The following is a 17409-nucleotide window of genomic DNA, read 5'->3' on the forward strand; positions in this document are numbered from 1 at the left end:
TAGAGTGACTGGCCCACTGCTATCGGGGGCAAGCCACCTCCCACAATTTGATCGAGTTAATCCTGCTAGTCCGAGGCCTGCATGTCTTTTGATCTATCCGCGCGCCTCGCTGCCCGCCGTGCCGAACACCTTTACCGTCAGCGGCCACTGCTGCAGAGCCCCCAAGGTCCTGACGTGGTGGTCGACGGCCAACCGTTGCTCGCCTTCTGCAATAACGACTACCTGGGCCTGGCCAATCATCCTCAAGTGATCGAAGCCTGGCGTGCCGGTGCGTCCCGTTGGGGCGTGGGCGGTGGCGCATCGCATTTGGTGGTCGGGCACGCCACGCCGCACCATGAACTGGAAGAGGCCCTGGCTGACCTGACCGGTCGCCCCCGTGCGCTGCTGTTTACCACGGGCTACATGGCCAATATGGGCGCAGTCACGGCGCTGGTGGGGCAGGGCGATACGGTGCTGCAAGACCGTCTCAATCACGCGTCCTTGCTGGATGCGGGCTTGCTGTCCGGTGCGCGGTTCAATCGCTACCTGCATAACGACGCCGCCAGCTTGGCCAAGCGCCTGGAGAAAGCCACCGGTAATACGTTGGTGGTCACCGATGGCGTGTTCAGCATGGACGGCGATTTGGCCGACTTGCCCGCGCTGGCCCGTGAAGCCAAGGCCAAAGGCGCCTGGCTGATGGTGGACGACGCCCATGGTTTCGGCCCGTTGGGGGCCAACGGCGCAGGGATCGTCGAGCATTTCGGCTTGAGTCAGGAAGACGTGCCGGTACTGGTCGGCACCCTGGGCAAAGCCTTCGGCACCGCCGGCGCGTTTGTGGCGGGCAGTGAAGAATTGATCGAAAGCCTGATCCAGTTCGCCCGGCCGTATATCTACACCACCAGCCAACCACCCGCGTTGGCCTGCGCCACGTTGAAAAGCCTGGAGCTGCTGCGCACCGAACATTGGCGGCGTGAACACCTTAATGGCCTGATCCGCCAGTTCCGGCAGGGCGCCGAGCAGCTCGGCCTGGACTTGATGGACAGCTTTACGCCGATCCAACCGATCCTGATTGGCGACAGCGCCAGAGCCGTGCGTTTGTCCCAGATGCTGCGCGAGCGCGGCTTGATGGTCACTGCGATCCGACCACCGACGGTGCCCGTCGGCAGCGCCCGTTTGCGCGTGACATTGACGGCGGCCCACAGCGAGGCGCAGGTGCAGCTATTGTTAAACGCATTGGAAGAGTGTTTCCGCTTGCTAGGCGCCCTGGAGCCCGACCATGCGTGATCGACTGATATTGCTGCCCGGCTGGGGCCTCGGCGTATCGCCGCTGGAACCTTTGGCCGCCGCATTGCAAGGGCTGGACGAACACCTGCACGTACAGATCGAGCCGTTGCCGGTGCTGGACTCCAGCGATCTCGGCGAATGGCTGGATGAACTCGACGCCACATTGCCGGATAACGCCTGGCTCGGCGGCTGGTCCCTGGGCGGCATGCTGGCTTCGGAATTGGCGGCGCGACGTGGCGAACGCTGCTGCGGGTTGCTGACCCTGGCGAGCAATCCATGTTTTGTCGCCCACCAGGGTTGGCCGAGTGCGATGCCTGCGCAGACGTTCGATTCCTTCCTCGCCGGCTGCCACGCCGATTCCCAGGTCACCCTCAAGCGCTTCGGACTGTTGTGCGCCAAAGGTGCTGAAGACCCTCGCGGGCTGGCGCGTTTGTTGGTCAGCGGCGCGCCGCAGACGCCGTCCGGCGCGTTGATGACCGGTCTTGAACTGCTTGCGAAATTGGACACCCGCGAAGCCTTGCTGGCCTATCGCGGCCCGCAGTTGCATCTGTTTGCCGGTATGGACGGGTTGGTGCCTGCCGAAGCCGCCAGCGACCTGCTGACGCTGCTCCCCGATGTTGAAATCGGTCTGATTGAACAGGCCGGTCACGCTTTTCTTCTGGAGGATCCCCACGGAGTAGCGGGGGCCATCCAGGCTTTTTTGCATGAGTGCGTTGATGACTGATTTATCCCACCCCCCTCTGCCGGGTGCCTTGCCGGACAAGCGCCAAGTAGCGGCGTCGTTTTCCCGTGCGGCGGCCAGTTACGACAGCGTCGCCGAGCTGCAGCGAGCGGTGGGGCATGAACTGCTGTCGCGCCTGCCGTCAGCGTGCGCGCCACGACGTTGGCTGGATATGGGATGCGGCACTGGGTATTTCAGTCGCGTGCTGGGTGAGTTATTGCCGGCCAGCGAGGGCGTGGCGCTGGATATCGCTGAGGGCATGCTCAACCATGCGCGGCCTTTAGGCGGCGCGGCGCATTTCATCGCGGGAGATGCCGAGCGTTTGCCCGTGCACGATGCAAGCTGCGGGCTGATCTTCTCCAGCCTTGCGGTGCAATGGTGTGCCAACTTCGATGCAGTGCTCAGCGAGGCACATCGCGTGCTGCAACCGGGCGGGGTATTGGCCTTTGCCAGTTTGTGTGTGGGTACATTGGATGAGCTGCGCGAAAGCTGGCGCGCCGCCGATGGCCTGGTGCACGTCAATCGCTTCCGCACCTTTGAGGCTTACCAGCAACTGTGTGCGGCCAGCGGCCTGCGTGTGGTCAGCCTGGAGCGCCAGCCCCATGTGCTGCATTACCCGGATGTGCGCAGTCTGACCCATGAATTGAAGGCTCTTGGTGCACACAATCTCAACCCCGGACGCCCCGGAGGGCTGACGGGCCGTGCGCGGATTGTTGCACTGGTCGAGGCTTATGAGCGATTCCGCCAGTCCCAAGGCCTGCCGGCGACTTATCAAGTGGTGTACGCCGTACTGGAGAAACCTCTATGAACGCCGCTTATTTCATTACGGGCACCGACACCGACGTCGGTAAGACCACCATCGCCGCCGGCCTCCTGCATGCAGCCGGCCAAGCCGGCAAAAGCACCGCCGCTGGTAAACCTGTCGCCTCCGGTTGCGCAGTAACCCCCGAGGGCCTGCGCAATGCCGATGCATTGGCGCTGCTGGCCGAATGTTCATTGCCGTTGAGTTATGCCGAGGTCAATCCGGTGGCTTTCGAGCCCGCCATCGCCCCGCACTTGGCAGCAAGGGAGGCAGGGGTTTCGCTGACGGTGCAATCGCTGCTCAAGCCCATGCAGCAGATTCTGGCGCGGCAAGCGGATTTCACCTTGATCGAGGGCGCAGGTGGCTGGCGCGTGCCGTTGGCTGACCAGGCCAATCTGTCGGACCTGGCCATCGGGCTCAAACTGCCGGTGATCTTGGTGGTAGGCGTGCGCCTGGGCTGTATCAGCCATGCTTTGCTCACCGCCGAAGCCATCGCAAGGGATGGTCTGTCGCTGGCGGGCTGGGTGGCGAACATCATCGACCCCAAGACCTCCCGTCTGGAAGAAAACCTCGCCACCCTGGCCGAACGGCTGCCTGCTCCGTGCCTGGGTCGAGTGCCGAAACTCAAGCACGCCAGCGCCGAAGCCGTGGCGCAATACTTACAGTTGGACTTGCTTGACTGATTTTGGCTATCGCTAAGGCATTATGCCATTAGTGTTTTTGACGGGCGTTTTGCCAGGTTCTCTGCTTCAATCAACATTCACGATTCTCTAAAGGCAGGCTCAAGCCATGGAAATCTCTGGAAGCAGCGCGTTTTATTCGGGCCTGAACACCATTCAGTCCGGGCAGAGCCGTGTCGACCAGGCCGCTGGCAAGATCGCCAGCGCAGCCACCAGCCAACCTTCCGATGCCCAGAATGATCGCTTGCAGGCGATCAACCGTGGCCAGCCGACCGATTCCGCCAGCAATATGGTGGAACTGGCAGAAGGCAAGTTTCAGGTGGAGCTAGGCGTCAAAGTCGCCAAGGCTTCCGACGAAATGCTCGGCACCTTGATCGACACCTACGCCTGATCTGCTGGCGCTCGAAATGTGAGAGGGGCTCGTCCCCCTCCCACATTTGTCCTGTTTTATTCTGATCCCTCTCTACACTCTCCCCGATGTGGCATCTCGCCTCAGGCCTTGTTGCGCCTGAGTTGACGTGCGTCATGACAGACGGCATCTGCCCGACGCTTGACATCCCCAGGTCGTAAACGTATGTTTCAAACACCTGTTTGACCGCCACAACACATCCACGCGGTTGTTCATTCCAGCTACATCAGCAGAGGTTTATCGCTATGCCTGACTACAAGGCCCCCTTGCGTGATATTCGCTTCGTTCGTGACGAACTGCTCGGTTATGAAGCGCACTATCAGAGTCTGCCGGCTTGCCAGGACGCTACTCCGGACATGGTTGACGCCATCCTTGAAGAAGGCGCCAAGTTCTGTGAACAAGTGCTGGCACCGTTGAACCGCGTGGGCGACATCGAAGGGTGCACCTGGAGTGAGTCAGGCGTTAAGACGCCGACGGGTTTCAAAGAAGCCTACAAACAATTCGTCGAAGGCGGCTGGCCTAGCCTGGCCCACGACGTGGAGCACGGCGGCCAAGGCCTGCCGGAATCCCTGGGTCTGGCCGTGAGCGAAATGGTCGGCGAAGCCAACTGGTCGTGGGGCATGTACCCAGGCCTGTCCCATGGTGCGATGAACACCATCTCCGAGCACGGCACCCCCGAGCAGCAAGAGGCCTACCTGACCAAGCTGGTATCGGGCGAGTGGACCGGCACCATGTGCCTGACCGAGCCACACTGCGGCACCGACCTGGGCATGCTGCGCACCAAGGCCGAGCCTCAGGCCGACGGCTCCTACAAAGTCTCCGGTACCAAGATCTTCATCTCGGCCGGTGAACACGACATGGCCGACAACATCGTCCACATCGTATTGGCCCGCCTGCCGGACGCACCGGCCGGCACTAAAGGCATCTCGCTGTTTATCGTGCCCAAGTTCATGCCTAACGCCGACGGTTCGGTGGGTGAGCGCAACGCGGTGACCTGTGGTTCCCTGGAACACAAGATGGGTATCCACGGCAACGCCACCTGCGTGATGAACTTCGACGCGGCCACCGGTTTCCTGATCGGCCCGGCGAACAAAGGCCTGAACTGCATGTTCACCTTTATGAACACCGCTCGCCTGGGCACTGCGCTGCAAGGCCTGGCCCATGCCGAGATCGGCTTCCAGGGCGGCCTGAAATACGCCCGCGATCGCCTGCAAATGCGCTCCCTCACCGGCCCCAAAGCACCGGACAAGGCCGCTGACCCGATCATCGTGCACCCAGACGTGCGTCGCATGTTGCTGACCATGAAAGCCTTCGCCGAAGGCAATCGCGCAATGGTGTACTTCACGGCCAAGCAAGTGGATATCGTCAAGTACGGCACCGATGACGAAGCCAAGAAACAGGCCGATGGCCTGCTGGCTTTCATGACGCCAATCGCCAAGGCATTCATGACCGAAGTTGGTTTTGAATCGGCCAACCATGGCGTGCAGATCTACGGCGGTCACGGCTTCATCGCCGAGTGGGGCATGGAGCAGAACGTGCGCGACAGCCGCATTTCGATGCTGTACGAAGGCACCACCGGTATCCAGGCGCTGGACCTGCTCGGCCGTAAAGTGCTTATGACTCAAGGCGAGGCGCTCAAGGGCTTCACCAAGATCGTGCACAAGTTCTGCCAGGCCAATGAAGGTAACGCGGCCGTTCAGGAGTTCGTTACACCGCTGGCTGCACTGAACAAAGAGTGGGGCGAGTTGACCATGAAGGTCGGCATGGCCGCGATGAAAGACCGTGAGGAAGTCGGTGCCGCTTCGGTGGATTACCTGATGTATTCCGGTTACGCCTGCCTGGCTTACTTCTGGGCCGACATGGCACGCCTGGCGGCCGAAAAACTGGCTGCCGGCACGACCGAAGAGGCGTTCTATACCGCCAAGTTGCAGACTGCGCGCTTCTACTTCCAACGCATTCTGCCGCGTACTTTGGCGCACAAAGCCACCATGCTGTCGGGCGCCAACAACCTGATGGACATGAAAGAGGAAGACTTCGGCCTGGCTTACTAAGCCTCACCGGGTTTGCCTGAACCGCCGCTTCCCTTGGAAGCGGCGGTTTTTTATGGGCGATAAAAAACACAGCGCAGCGCTCAGGGATTGTCGCCGCCTGCCGTTACAGTGATGGCAATGTGATACGTGACAGGCAGGGTGTGCTTAACTGTCCGCGCTAAGGCACATAGCCATCATTTTTGCGGGTCGGAGTTCTACCCTTGTCACGCGTGTCCGCTGTTCGTTTCAGTCATTTCCTCCCTTCGTTGCTGCTCTTGCTGGCCGGGCTCTCGGCTGCGTACGTCAAGGACCTCAACGTCTTCTTCACGTCACTGTTCAATGTGTTGCCAACCTTGGTGCTGTTGCTCGGCGGTTCGTACTGCGCTGTGTATCGGCGCCAGCGTGAGCTGTTTTTGATGATCACGGTGTACATCGCCTACTTCCTGCTCGATACCCAGACCGATTTCTATCGCGACAACGGCCGCGTGCGCGAAGACGCTGCCGTGGTGTTTCATCTGTGTTGCCTGTTGTTGCCGCTGCTGTTCAGCATCTACGCGCTGTGGCAGGAGAAAACCCACCTGTTCCGCGACTTCGTGGCCCGTTGCGCTGTGGTACTGGCGATAGGCAGCGTGGCGCTGGCCCTGGAGCAAAGTTATCCCCAAGCGGTGCTGAACTGGCTGGCGGAGATCCGCTGGCCGGCGCTGCACGGGACCTGGATGAGCCTGATCCAGTTGTCGTACCCGATGTTCCTGATCGGTTTTCTCACCCTCGCCGCCCAATACTGGTACCAGCCGCGCCCGCTGCACGCGGCGCAATTGGTGGGGTTGCTGGGGCTGTTCTGGATGCTGCCGAAAACCTTCATCCTGCCGTTCACCCTGAACATCATGTGCAGCCAGGTGATGTTGATGATCGCGGCCGGCGTGGCCCATGAGGCCTATCAAATGGCGTTCCGCGATGAGCTGACCGGCCTGCCGGGACGCCGCGCCCTCAACGAGCGCATGCAGCGGCTGGGGCGCAACTATGTGTTGGCGATGACCGACGTCGACCACTTCAAACGTTTCAATGACACCCATGGTCACGATGTGGGTGACCAAGTGCTGCGCTTGGTGGCGAGCAAGTTGTCCAAGGTCAGTGGCGGTGGACGCGCCTACCGCTACGGCGGTGAAGAGTTCGCCGTGGTGTTTGCCGGCAAAACCCTGGATGAGTGCATGCCGCACCTAGAGGAAATCCGCGAAATTATCGCCAACTATGACATTAAGCTGCGCAACGCGGACCGTCCCCAGGATGATCAACAAGGCCGTCAGCGCCGGGCGGGCAGCGGCGCGACGAGTGTGTCGGTGACGGTCAGTATCGGCGTGGCCGAACGCCAGGCCGAGCAGCGCAGCTCCGAAGAAGTCCTCAAGTCCGCCGACCAGGCGCTGTATGCGGCCAAGGGCGCCGGGCGTAACTGCGTGATTGCCGCCGGGCAGACGCGCCGTGGCGCGGTGCGTATGGACAGCGCTGCCGGTTAAGTAATGGCGGTGTATTCAGCGGTTCTACAGTGATTGTTTGCGACGCTGGCCAGCAGTAGGTTGAGACCATCTGCTGCCGGAGACATGACCATGCCTGAGTACAAAGCTCCCCTGCGCGACATGCGCTTTCTGATCGACAACGTATTTGATTTCCACGGTCACTACGCCGCGCTGGGCGCAACCGACGCCAGCCCGGACATGGTCAGCGCTATCCTCGAAGAGGGCGCCAAATTCTGCGAGAACGTGCTCTCGCCACTCAACCGCAGCGGTGATGAAGAGGGCTGCCATTTCGACAATGGCGTCGTGACCACGCCCAAGGGCTTCAAGGAAGCCTTCGCCCAATACGTCGAAGGCGGTTGGCACGGTGTGGCGGCGGATCCGGCTTACGGCGGCCAGGGCTTGCCGCAATCGTTGGGCCTGGTGCTCAGCGAGATGATCGGCTCCAGCAACACCTCATGGGGCATGTATCCGGGCCTGACTCACGGCGCGATGTCGGCGATCCACGCCCACGGGACGGAAGAGCAGAAGGCCACGTTCCTGGGCAAACTCACCGCAGGCGAATGGACCGGCACCATGTGCCTCACCGAAGCCCATTGCGGCACCGACCTGGGCCTGATCAAGACCCGCGCCGTGCCCCAGGCCGATGGCAGCTATGCGATCACCGGCAGCAAGATCTTCATCTCGGCCGGTGAGCACGACATGAGCGCCAACATCATCCACCTGGTGTTGGCCAAACTGCCGGATGCACCCGCGGGCACCAAAGGTATCTCGCTGTTTATCGTGCCCAAGTTCCACGCTGACTCCGGCGAACGCAACGCGGTGCACTGCGGCTCCATCGAGCACAAGATGGGCATCAAGGCCTCGGCCACCTGCGTGCTGAACTTCGACGGCGCCAAGGGCTTTTTGATTGGAGAGGCCAATAAAGGCCTCAACTGCATGTTCACCATGATGAACCACGCGCGGCTGGGTACCGGCATGCAGGGCCTGTGCAACGGCGAGGCGAGCTTCCAGGGCGCGATCAAATACGCCAACGACCGCCTGCAAATGCGCTCCCTGACTGGCGCCAAGGCGCCGAACAAAGCCGCCGACCCGATCATCGTGCACCCCGATGTGCGTCGTATGCTGCTGACCATGAAAGCCTTCAACGAAGGCAATCGCGCGCTGACCTACTTCACCGCGCAATTACTCGACACTGCACACCTGAGCAGCGACGCAGCTCAACGCCAGGAAGCCGAAGACCTGCTGGCGTTCCTCACGCCGATCTGCAAAGCCTTTATGACCGACACCGGGCTGGAAGTGACCAACCACGGCATGCAGGTATTTGGCGGCCATGGCTATATCCGCGAATGGGGCATGGAGCAGTTGGCTCGTGATGCGCGAATTGCGCCGATCTATGAAGGCACCAACGGCATTCAGGCACTCGACCTGCTGGGGCGCAAGGTGCTGGGCAGCCAGGGCAAGTTGCTGCGCGGGTTTACCAAGATTGTGCATAAGTTCTGCGTCGCGAATGCCGAACATCCGCAGTTCAAGGCCTATGTGGCGCAGCTCAATCAGTTGAACCAGGAGTGGGGCGAGTTGACCACCCAGGTCGGCATGGCCGCGATGAAAAATCCCGACGAAGTGGGCGCCGCTGCCGTGGATTACTTGATGTACAGCGGTTACATCGTCCTTGCCTACCTGTGGCTGCGCATGGCGATTGCGGCGCAGGCCCATGACGATGTCGAGTTTGCCAAGGCCAAGCTGGCCACGTGCGAGTTCTACTTCAAGCGTCTGCTGCCGCGTACCACAACCCACCGCGCCGCCGTGCAAGCGGGCAGCGAATGCCTGATGAGTCTGCCAGCGGAGGCATTTGCACTGTAGTGACTTAAAAATACCAGTCAGTCACAAGTGGACCCTATGTGTCTGAAAAGTTGTTCGGGTACACTCGGAGCCTGTAAAACCGATCCTATCGAATCACTTTTCCCGTTCTCACGAGGTTTGCCATGGCTGATTACAAAGCGCCGCTGCGTGATATGCGCTTCGTCCTCAACGAAGTTTTTGAGGTCGCCAACACATGGGCCCAATTGCCGGCATTGGCAGACAGCGTTGACGCCGAAACTGTCGAGGCGATCCTCGAGGAAGCCGGCAAAGTCACCGCCAAATCCATCGCCCCGCTGAGTCGCGGTGGCGATGAGCAAGGCTGCCGCTGGGATAACACCGCGGTGTTTACCCCGGACGGTTATCCACAGGCCTACAAAACCTACGCTGAAGGCGGCTGGGTCGGTGTCGGCGGCGATCCGGTGTTTGGCGGTATGGGCATGCCCAAGGCGGTGTCGGCCCAGGTTGAAGAGATGATCAACTCGTCGAGCCTGGCGTTTGGCCTGTATCCGATGTTGACGTCTGGTGCGTGCGTATCGATCAACACCCACGCCAGCGAAGAGCTCAAGGCTGCCTACCTGCCGAAGATGTATTCCGGTGAATGGGCCGGTTCCATGTGCCTGACCGAGGCCCATGCCGGCACAGACTTGGGGATTATCCGGACCAAGGCCGAGCCTCAGACGGACGGCTCGTACAAAATCAGCGGGACCAAGATCTTTATCACCGGTGGCGAGCACGACCTCACCGAAAACATTATCCATCTGGTCTTGGCCAAGCTGCCGGATGCGCCGGCCGGGCCTAAGGGGATCTCGCTGTTCCTGGTGCCAAAGTTCATGGTCAATGCCGACGGCAGCCTCGGCGCGCGCAACCTGGTGAGCTGTGGTTCCATTGAACACAAGATGGGTATCCAGGCGTCCGCTACTTGCGTGATGAACTTCGACGAAGCCGTGGGTTACCTGGTGGGCGAGCCTAACCGTGGGCTGGCGGCGATGTTCACCATGATGAACTACGAGCGTCTGGGTGTGGGTATCCAGGGCCTGGCGTCCGGCGAGCGTTCCTATCAGAACGCGATTGAGTATGCGCGTGATCGTCTGCAAAGCCGCTCACCGACAGGCGCTCAAGCGAAAGACAAAGCCGCTGACCCGATCATCGTCCATCCGGACGTGCGCCGCATGCTGCTGACCATGAAAGCTGCGAACGAAGGCGGCCGCGCGTTCTCCACCTACGTGGCAACGCAGCTGGATATCGCAAAGTTCAGCGAAGACGCCGCAGCCCGTGAGCGTGCGGATAACCTGGTGGCATTGCTGACGCCGGTGGCCAAAGCGTTCCTCAGCGACCTGGGCCTGGAAACCACGGTGCTCGGCCAGCAGGTGTTTGGTGGCCACGGGTACATCCGCGAGTGGGGCCAAGAGCAACTAGTGCGTGATGTGCGCATCACCCAGATCTACGAAGGCACCAACGGCATTCAGGCCCTGGACTTGATGGGGCGCAAGATCGTGGGCAGCGGCGGGGCGTTCTACACCTTGTTTGCCGACGAGATCCGCCAGTTCATTGCTCACTCGAACGCCGACCTGGCTGAGTTCACCAAACCGCTGAGTGCGGCGGTGGACAACCTCGATGAGTTGACGGCCTGGGTGCTGGATCGCGCCAAGACCAACCCGAACGAAATCGGTGCGGCCTCAGTGGAGTATTTGCATGCGTTTGGATACATGGCCTACGCCTACATGTGGGCGCGTATGGCCAAGGCCGCGTTGGGCAAAGAGGCTGAAGAAGACTTCTACGCCAGCAAGCTGGGGACCGCGCGCTTCTACTTTGCGCGTCTGCTGCCGCGTATTCACTCGCTGAGTGCGTCGGTAAAGGCCGGTAGCGAATCACTGTTTTTGATGGATGAGGCACTGTTTTAAGGGGGGCGAGGGCGTGTAAGCATTCTCTTACATGACGTGCTGCTATTCGTCCTCTATCGCCAAATTGGATCCACGGATAATCTACTTCACATGGACGTCGCGCAGGAAGCGCAAAGAAACAACACGGACACGTAGGATTCTGCCAGGACGGCGGAGTGAAATGGATGTCAGGGAAACAGTCTGCAAAGCCCCGCTTCGGCGGGGTTTTCTTTTGCCCGCGAAAAAGTCAGGCCGGCGCCTGCGGGGCATTCATCACGTCTTCAAGCAAGGTGCGCAGCAGTGCCACTGTTGCTTGCTGGCGCTGCACGTCACGGCACACCAAGCCTACTTTCAGCGGCACCCTCGGTTCGCTCAAGGGTTTCCACAGCAGCATCTGGCTGTTGTGTTCGTCCTGGGAGCGCCCCGGCAGCACCGTTGCCAGTTTGGTATGGGGCAGGCTGTCGAGAATCCCCACCATGGTGTTGAGCTCAGCCTGGACTTGTGGCCGTCGCCCAAGGTTGGCGAGTTGGCCCTGCCAGATCTGCCTGATTTGAAACTCTTCCCCCAGCAACAACATCGGCAGCTCGGCCGCCTGTTTCAGCGAGACTTTCTTGAATTCGCGCAGGGGATGATCGTCCGGAATGACCACTTTCAACTCATCTTCATACAGCAGCACGCCATGTAATCCCGGCTGACGGGGTGGCAGGTAACTGATGCCGATGTCCAGCGAACCATTGAGCAGGCGCCGTTCAATCTCAAGCCCGGTCAATTCGTAAATCTGCACCACCAGATGCGGCTGGGCCTTGCGTACGCGCTCAAGCATCTGCGGCACCAGGCTGGTGTGCACGGTTTGCAGCACGCCGATAGCCAAGGTGCGCAGGGCCTGGCCCTTGAAGTTGCGCAGCGCTTCGACGGCTTGCTGCATGCCATCTATCAACGGCAACGCGTGGTTGTACAGCGTGTGAGCGGCCAGGGTTGGCAGTAGACGTTTGCTGCTGCGCTCGAACAGGCTCACATCCAGGTTCTGCTCCAGTTGGCGAATCTGTTGCGACAAAGCTGGTTGGGAAATCGACAGACGTTCGGCGGCACGGCCTACATGGCCCTCTTCATACACCGCGACGAAATAACGCAGTTGCTTGAAATCCATAAGTCTTTCTTATCGAAAAAGCTGAAAAATCGAAATGGCTGTTAGCCCTTTAGGCGCCTAGTCTAGCGCCTATTCGCAGGGCTTACAGGGCCAGATCAGGCAATGAACAGTGTTTGTGTTGATAGCGTTTACATAGGCAACTCAAAAAATTCACAGGCAGTCTTCGCGGCTTGCTCGGTTGCTATCGGGGGGGATCTGTGAACTTGTTCTCTATTCGCCGCCCCGCGCCTAGTCTGGACGATTTGGTCTTGGATACGCAGCACGATGATCCTTCCAGCGAATCCTTGATGCCCACGGTGGCGAGGCCGCCGCAAGTCTTCGTGCGTGGCCAAGGTTCCTGGTTGTGGGACAGCGACGACCGCGCTTACCTGGACTTCAGCCAAGGCAATGGCGCCAATAGCCTCGGCCATAGCCCCCAGGTGTTGATCAAAGCGCTGAGTGACCAGACCCAAGCGTTGATCAACCCCGGCGTGGGTCTGCATAACCGTGCCCAACTCAACCTCGTCGACCGTTTGTGTCACCGTACCGGCAGCGACCAGGCTTATCTGCTCAACAGTGGCGCGGAAGCCTGTGAAGCGGCGATCAAGCTGGCGCGCAAATGGGGTCAGCTGCATCGTGGTGGCGCGTACCGCATCATCAGTGCCAGCAACGGTTGCCATGGCCGCAGTTTCGCGGCGCTGGCTGCATCAGCCGGTACTTTGGAAAACCGTTTCGAACCGCAATTGCCTGGTTTCAGCCATGTGCCTTTCAACGACCTGCCGGCGCTGCACGCTGCTGTCGATGCTCAAACCGTAGCCATCATGCTCGAACCGATCCAGGGTGCCGGCGTAACCCCTGCGACGGAGCGCTACCTCAAGGGCGTTGAGCGCTTGTGCCGTGAACTGGGGATCCTGCTGATCCTGGACGAAGTGCAGACAGGCCTCGGTCGTTACGGCACGTTGCTGGCCGAACAACAGTACGGTGTACGCGCCGACATCATCACCCTTGGCAAAGGTCTGGGCGGCGGCGTGCCCCTGGCGGCGCTGCTGGCGCGTGGCAAGGCGTGTTGTTTCGAAGTAGGCGAATTGGAAGGCACGCATCACGGCAATGCGTTGATGGCGTCAGCCGGCGCGGCGGTACTCGATACCGTGCTGGAGCATGGCTTTCTTGAGCATGTGCGCGAGTCCGGCCTTTATCTTGGCGAAGGCCTCACTCGTCTGGCCTATCGCTACGACCACGGCCAACTGCGCGGCCAGGGCCTGATGTGGGGGCTGACGTTGTCGGATGATTCTGCCGATGCTGTAGTAAGCGCCGCACTGCAAGAAGGCCTGATCCTCAACGCCCCGCAACCTGACTGCCTACGCTTCACGCCAGCGCTGACGGTGAGCAAAAGCAACATTGACGAAATGCTCCTGCGCCTTGCTCGCGCCTTCTCCCGCGTGCGTACCGCACAGCTGCAATGCCGCAAGGGCATCGCTGTTTAACCCCATTTTTCTGAACCGTCTCGCGGTATACGCGGCGCCTCCAGCCTGATTCTTTTGGCTGGGGGCGTTTTTTTGCCTGCTCGTTACAGGATGGCTCAATGCCAGAATTCACTGAACCCTCACGAATGGCAAAGGTCGATTAGCTACACGGCTCACACGAGCCGATTTTTTGGAGCTGACCCATGGACATCATTCGTATCATCATCGCCATTCTGCTGCCGCCACTGGGTGTGTTTCTGCAAGTAGGCTTCGGCGGCGCGTTCTGGCTGAATATTCTGCTGACGTTGTGCGGTTACTTCCCTGGGATCATCCACGCGGTGTACATCATCGCCAAGCGCTGAGGCTGTTAGCCTTTTGCGATGAGCCGTGAATTGCGCTCATTGCGAAAGGCCAGTTGCTCGATGGTCTGGGTGGCGTGTTCGGCCTCTTCCCGCGCTTGCAGGATGATGCCGTGCTGCTCGGACTTGCTGCACACTGGGTCGGCATTGCTCGCATCCCCCGTGAGCATGAAGGCCTGGCAACGGCAGCCGCCGAAGTCCTTTTCCTTCTCGTCGCATGAGCGGCATGGCTCCGGCATCCAGTCGTAGCCGCGAAAGCGGTTGAAGCCAAACGAGTCGTACCAGATGTGTTGCATGCTGTGGTCGCGCACATTCGGAAACTGCACCGGCATCTGTCGGGCGCCGTGACAGGGCAGGGCGGTTCCGTCTGGCGTGACTGTAAGAAAGATACTGCCCCAACCGTTCATGCAGGCTTTCGGGCGTTCTTCGTAGTAATCCGGCGTCACGAAGATCAGCTTGCACGGATGGCCTTCGGCTTCGAGCTTGGCGCGGTATTCGTTGGTGATGCGCTCGGCGCGCACCAACTGCTCCTTGGTTGGCAACAGCCCAACACGATTGAGCTGCGCCCAGCCGTAGAACTGGCAGGTCGCGAGCTCAACAAAGTCCGCTTCCAGCGCAATGCACAACTCGATGATGCGGTCGATCTTGTCGATATTGTGCCGATGGGTGACGAAGTTCAGCACCATCGGATAGCCGTGGGCTTTCACCGCACGAGCCATTTCCAATTTTTGCGCGAAGGCTTTTTTCGAGCCGGCCAGCAGGTTATTTACCTGTTCGTCGCTGGCCTGGAAGCTGATCTGGATATGGTCCAGGCCGGCCTTCTTGAAGTCGCTGATCTTCTGCTCGGTGAGGCCGATGCCGGAAGTGATCAGGTTGGTGTAGAACCCCAGTTTGCGCGCCTCGGCGATCAACTCGGCCAAGTCCTGACGCACCAGCGGTTCACCGCCGGAAAACCCCAGCTGCGCGGCGCCCATTTCCCGGGCTTCGCGAAATACCTTGATCCACTGCTCGGTGCTCAGTTCCTTGCCCTGCTCGGCAAAGTCCAGCGGGTTGGAGCAATACGGGCACTGCAGCGGGCAGCGGTAAGTCAGCTCGGCCAGCAGCCACAGCGGCAGGCCAATGGCCGGCTTTTCAGGCAAGGGTGATCCAGTGCTCAGCACGGGCGACCTCCATGAATTGCTCGATGTCATCACCGAGCTCAGGCACACCTGGGAATTGTTTATCCAACTCGGCGATGATTGCGGCCACGTCGCGCTCGCCGTCGATCAAACCACCGATCAACGCGGCGCTGTCATTGAGCTTGATCATGCCCTCTGGGTAGAGCAGCACATGGCCCTTTTGCGCAGGCTCGTACTGGTAGCGATAACCCTGGCGCCAGGTCGGTGTTCTGCTGCGATCAAAGCTCATAGGGTGATCCCTTTATGCCAGACCCGCTGCTCGGTCACGCTGTGATACGGCGGGCGTTTGAGTTCGTAGGCCATGCTCATGGCGTCCAGCATGCTCCACAGGATGTCCAGTTTGAACTGGAGAATTTCCAGCATGCGCTCCTGGCCTTCGCGGGTGGTGTAGTGCTGCAGGGTGATCGCCAGGCCGTGCTCCACATCGCGACGGGCCTGCCCCAAGCGAGTGCGGAAATATTCGTAGCCGGTTGGGTCGATCCACGGGTAATGCTGCGGCCAACTGTCGAGGCGCGACTGGTGGATCTGCGGCGCGAACAGTTCGGTCAACGAGCTGCTGGCGGCCTCCTGCCAACTGGCGCGACGGGCGAAGTTGACGTAGGCGTCCACCGCAAACCGTACGCCGGGCAGCACCAATTCCTGGGAGCGCAGTTGGTCCGGGTCGAGGCCGACTGCCTCGCCCAGGCGAAGCCAGGCTTCGATACCGCCGTCCTCACCGGGAGCACCATCGTGGTCGAGCAAGCGCTGGATCCACTCGCGACGGATCTCGCGGTCCGGGCAGTTGGCCAGAATCGCGGCGTCCTTCAGGGGAATGTTCACTTGATAGTAGAAGCGGTTGGCGACCCAGCCCTGGATTTGTTCGCGGCTGGCACGGCCTTCGTACATCGCCACATGGTAAGGGTGATGGATATGGTAGAAGGCGCCCTTGGCGCGCAAGGCGGCTTCGAATTCGGCGGTAGTCAACGGTGTGTCAGTCATGTCGTCTGCTCCTACAATTCAATGCTCATGCCGTCGTAAGCCACTTCGACATTGCGCCGCACCAGCTCCGCCCGCTCGGGAGAATCTTCATCGAGGATCGGGTTGGTGTTGTTGATGTGGATAAGCACCTTGCGCTGCTCCGGCAGTTGCTCCAGCGCTTCCAGCATGCCGCCGGGGCCGTTTTGCGCCAGGTGGCCCATCTCGCGACCAGTGCGGGTACCGACGCCACGGCGCTGCATTTCATCGTCGTCCCACATCGTGCCGTCTACCAGCAGGCAGTCGCTGCCGGCCATGATCTCCAACAGTGGCGCGTCGACTTTGCCCAGGCCCGGGGCGTAGAACAGTTTGCCGCCGGTGCGCAGGTCTTCAACGATCAGGCCAATGTTATCGCCGGGATGCGGGTCGAAACGGTGCGGCGAGTAAGGCGGCGCAGCGCTGCGCAGTGGCAATGGAGTGAAGCGCAGATTCGGGCAGGCCGGGATGGTGAAGCTGGCGTCCAGTTCGATGCGGTTCCAGGCCAGACCGCCGTTCCAGTGGGTGAGCATGGTGAACAGCGGGAAGCCGGTGCTCAGGTCTTCATGGACCATGTCAGTGCACCACACCTGGTGCGGGCAGCCTTCGCGCAGGCTCAAGAGGCCCGTGGTGTGGTCGATTTGGCTGTCCATCAGGATGATCGCACTGATGCCGGTGTCGCGCAGGGCACGGCCCGGTTGCATCGGCGCAAAGCCTTGCAGCTGTGCGCGAATATCCGGGGAGGCATTGCACAGCACCCAATTCACACCATCGTCGGAGATCGCGATGGACGACTGGGTACGTGCCTGGGCCCGCAGGCTGCCATCACGAAAACCTGCGCAGTTCACGCAGTTGCAGTTCCACTGCGGGAAACCACCGCCGGCGGCGGAACCTAGAATCTGGACGAACATGGTTACTCCATCACGCAAAGCTCAAAACAAAAACGCCCCGGGCGAACCGAGGCGTTGTATTACCCAGCGGATTAACGGCTGGCGAAGTACATGGTGACTTCGAAACCGATGCGCAGATCAGTGTAAGCAGGTTTGGACCAAGTCATATTCTTACTCCTACGAAGTGATGGGACGTTTACTACCAAGTAATACATATAGTCCACCTCCAGTCGGAGATGTTCAGATG

Annotated in this window: 17 protein-coding genes; 11 read left to right on the plus strand and 6 right to left on the minus strand. The window is 60.4% G+C overall.

Annotated elements, in window-relative coordinates; genetic code table 11:
* Positions 1-81: 81 nt before the first annotated feature.
* The 9 genes from bioF to ACEN2T_RS19685 all read left to right on the plus strand — a co-directional run bounded on the left by bioF (position 82) and on the right by ACEN2T_RS19685 (position 11177).
* Positions 82-1263: an 8-amino-7-oxononanoate synthase gene (bioF, locus tag ACEN2T_RS19645; protein WP_122763581.1), complete on the plus strand. Its 1182-nt coding sequence runs from the start codon at positions 82-84 to the stop codon at positions 1261-1263.
* Positions 1256-1987, plus strand: a complete 732-nt coding sequence (locus ACEN2T_RS19650) for an alpha/beta fold hydrolase (protein WP_442117340.1) — start codon at positions 1256-1258, stop codon at positions 1985-1987. Before bioF ends, ACEN2T_RS19650 begins: the two co-directional genes overlap by 8 nt.
* Positions 1980-2792: a malonyl-ACP O-methyltransferase BioC gene (gene bioC, locus ACEN2T_RS19655; protein ID WP_099601642.1), complete on the plus strand. Its 813-nt coding sequence runs from the start codon at positions 1980-1982 to the stop codon at positions 2790-2792. Before ACEN2T_RS19650 ends, bioC begins: the two co-directional genes overlap by 8 nt.
* A complete protein-coding gene (gene bioD, locus ACEN2T_RS19660) occupies positions 2789-3469 on the plus strand; it encodes a dethiobiotin synthase (protein ID WP_032883918.1) in 681 nt (226 codons plus the stop codon). Before bioC ends, bioD begins: the two co-directional genes overlap by 4 nt.
* Positions 3470-3575: 106 nt before the next feature.
* Complete coding sequence (locus ACEN2T_RS19665; protein ID WP_032883917.1) at positions 3576-3857, plus strand: hypothetical protein; 282 nt, start codon at positions 3576-3578, stop codon at positions 3855-3857.
* 263 nt (positions 3858-4120) lie between these two features.
* The gene (locus ACEN2T_RS19670) at positions 4121-5926 is read left to right on the plus strand and encodes a phenylacyl-CoA dehydrogenase (protein ID WP_032883916.1); all 1806 of its coding nucleotides are present in this window, start codon (positions 4121-4123) and stop codon (positions 5924-5926) included.
* 200 nt (positions 5927-6126) lie between these two features.
* Positions 6127-7416 carry a diguanylate cyclase gene (locus ACEN2T_RS19675; RefSeq protein ID WP_442117341.1) on the plus strand — a complete coding sequence of 430 codons (1290 nt, stop codon included), beginning with the start codon at positions 6127-6129 and terminating at the stop codon, positions 7414-7416.
* A 90-nt stretch (positions 7417-7506) separates the two neighbouring features.
* The gene (locus ACEN2T_RS19680) at positions 7507-9276 is read left to right on the plus strand and encodes an acyl-CoA dehydrogenase C-terminal domain-containing protein (protein ID WP_442117342.1); all 1770 of its coding nucleotides are present in this window, start codon (positions 7507-7509) and stop codon (positions 9274-9276) included.
* A 122-nt stretch (positions 9277-9398) separates the two neighbouring features.
* Positions 9399-11177 (plus strand): acyl-CoA dehydrogenase C-terminal domain-containing protein, encoded by a 1779-nt coding sequence (locus ACEN2T_RS19685; RefSeq protein ID WP_032883911.1) that lies wholly within the window; start codon positions 9399-9401, stop codon positions 11175-11177.
* A 226-nt stretch (positions 11178-11403) separates the two neighbouring features.
* Here ACEN2T_RS19685 and ACEN2T_RS19690 read toward each other — a convergent pair whose 3' ends face one another.
* Positions 11404-12303, minus strand: a complete 900-nt coding sequence (locus ACEN2T_RS19690; protein ID WP_032883909.1) for a LysR family transcriptional regulator — start codon at positions 12301-12303, stop codon at positions 11404-11406.
* A gap of 197 nt (positions 12304-12500) precedes the next feature.
* Between ACEN2T_RS19690 and ACEN2T_RS19695 the strand changes: the two genes are divergently transcribed.
* Complete coding sequence (locus ACEN2T_RS19695; protein ID WP_032883908.1) at positions 12501-13766, plus strand: aspartate aminotransferase family protein; 1266 nt, start codon at positions 12501-12503, stop codon at positions 13764-13766.
* 182 nt (positions 13767-13948) lie between these two features.
* Positions 13949-14107: a YqaE/Pmp3 family membrane protein gene (locus ACEN2T_RS19700; protein ID WP_003194776.1), complete on the plus strand. Its 159-nt coding sequence runs from the start codon at positions 13949-13951 to the stop codon at positions 14105-14107.
* Positions 14108-14112: 5 nt separating this feature from the next.
* Here the strand turns inward: ACEN2T_RS19700 and pqqE are convergent, their stop codons facing one another.
* The 5 genes from pqqE to pqqA form a co-directional block, all read right to left on the minus strand.
* Positions 14113-15243: a pyrroloquinoline quinone biosynthesis protein PqqE gene (gene pqqE / locus ACEN2T_RS19705; protein ID WP_095185055.1), complete on the minus strand. Its 1131-nt coding sequence runs from the start codon at positions 15241-15243 to the stop codon at positions 14113-14115.
* A complete protein-coding gene (gene pqqD, locus ACEN2T_RS19710; protein ID WP_095185054.1) occupies positions 15236-15511 on the minus strand; it encodes a pyrroloquinoline quinone biosynthesis peptide chaperone PqqD in 276 nt (91 codons plus the stop codon). The genes pqqE and pqqD overlap by 8 nt, the downstream gene beginning before the upstream one ends.
* On the minus strand, positions 15508-16260 hold the full coding sequence (gene pqqC, locus ACEN2T_RS19715; RefSeq protein ID WP_099601639.1) for a pyrroloquinoline-quinone synthase PqqC: 753 nt from the start codon (positions 16258-16260) through the stop codon (positions 15508-15510). Before pqqC ends, pqqD begins: the two co-directional genes overlap by 4 nt.
* A gap of 11 nt (positions 16261-16271) precedes the next feature.
* Entirely contained in the window at positions 16272-17183 is a 912-nt protein-coding gene (gene pqqB / locus ACEN2T_RS19720) for a pyrroloquinoline quinone biosynthesis protein PqqB (RefSeq protein WP_442117343.1), read from the minus strand.
* A 71-nt stretch (positions 17184-17254) separates the two neighbouring features.
* Complete coding sequence (gene pqqA, locus ACEN2T_RS19725) at positions 17255-17329, minus strand: pyrroloquinoline quinone precursor peptide PqqA (protein WP_003194766.1); 75 nt, start codon at positions 17327-17329, stop codon at positions 17255-17257.
* Between the last annotated feature and the right edge of the window lie 80 nt (positions 17330-17409).

The sequence above is a fragment of the Pseudomonas sp. W22_MBD1_FP4 genome, assembly GCF_052113765.1.
In the GTDB taxonomy this organism is placed as follows: domain Bacteria; phylum Pseudomonadota; class Gammaproteobacteria; order Pseudomonadales; family Pseudomonadaceae; genus Aquipseudomonas; species Aquipseudomonas sivasensis.

Bases quoted from the DNA above. Each gene is read 5' to 3' on its own strand.
- bioF (WP_122763581.1), top strand. From the start codon at position 82: ATGTCTTTTGATCTATCCGCGCGCCTCGCTGCCCGCCGTGCCGAACAC.
- ACEN2T_RS19650 (WP_442117340.1), top strand. From the start codon at position 1,256: ATGCGTGATCGACTGATATTGCTGCCCGGCTGGGGCCTCGGCGTATCG.
- bioC (WP_099601642.1), top strand. From the start codon at position 1,980: ATGACTGATTTATCCCACCCCCCTCTGCCGGGTGCCTTGCCGGACAAG.
- bioD (WP_032883918.1), top strand. From the start codon at position 2,789: ATGAACGCCGCTTATTTCATTACGGGCACCGACACCGACGTCGGTAAG.
- ACEN2T_RS19665 (WP_032883917.1), top strand. From the start codon at position 3,576: ATGGAAATCTCTGGAAGCAGCGCGTTTTATTCGGGCCTGAACACCATT.
- ACEN2T_RS19670 (WP_032883916.1), top strand. From the start codon at position 4,121: ATGCCTGACTACAAGGCCCCCTTGCGTGATATTCGCTTCGTTCGTGAC.
- ACEN2T_RS19680 (WP_442117342.1), top strand. From the start codon at position 7,507: ATGCCTGAGTACAAAGCTCCCCTGCGCGACATGCGCTTTCTGATCGAC.
- ACEN2T_RS19685 (WP_032883911.1), top strand. From the start codon at position 9,399: ATGGCTGATTACAAAGCGCCGCTGCGTGATATGCGCTTCGTCCTCAAC.
- ACEN2T_RS19690 (WP_032883909.1), bottom strand. From the start codon at position 12,303: ATGGATTTCAAGCAACTGCGTTATTTCGTCGCGGTGTATGAAGAGGGC.
- ACEN2T_RS19700 (WP_003194776.1), top strand. From the start codon at position 13,949: ATGGACATCATTCGTATCATCATCGCCATTCTGCTGCCGCCACTGGGT.
- pqqD (WP_095185054.1), bottom strand. From the start codon at position 15,511: ATGAGCTTTGATCGCAGCAGAACACCGACCTGGCGCCAGGGTTATCGC.
- pqqC (WP_099601639.1), bottom strand. From the start codon at position 16,260: ATGACTGACACACCGTTGACTACCGCCGAATTCGAAGCCGCCTTGCGC.
- pqqB (WP_442117343.1), bottom strand. From the start codon at position 17,183: ATGTTCGTCCAGATTCTAGGTTCCGCCGCCGGCGGTGGTTTCCCGCAG.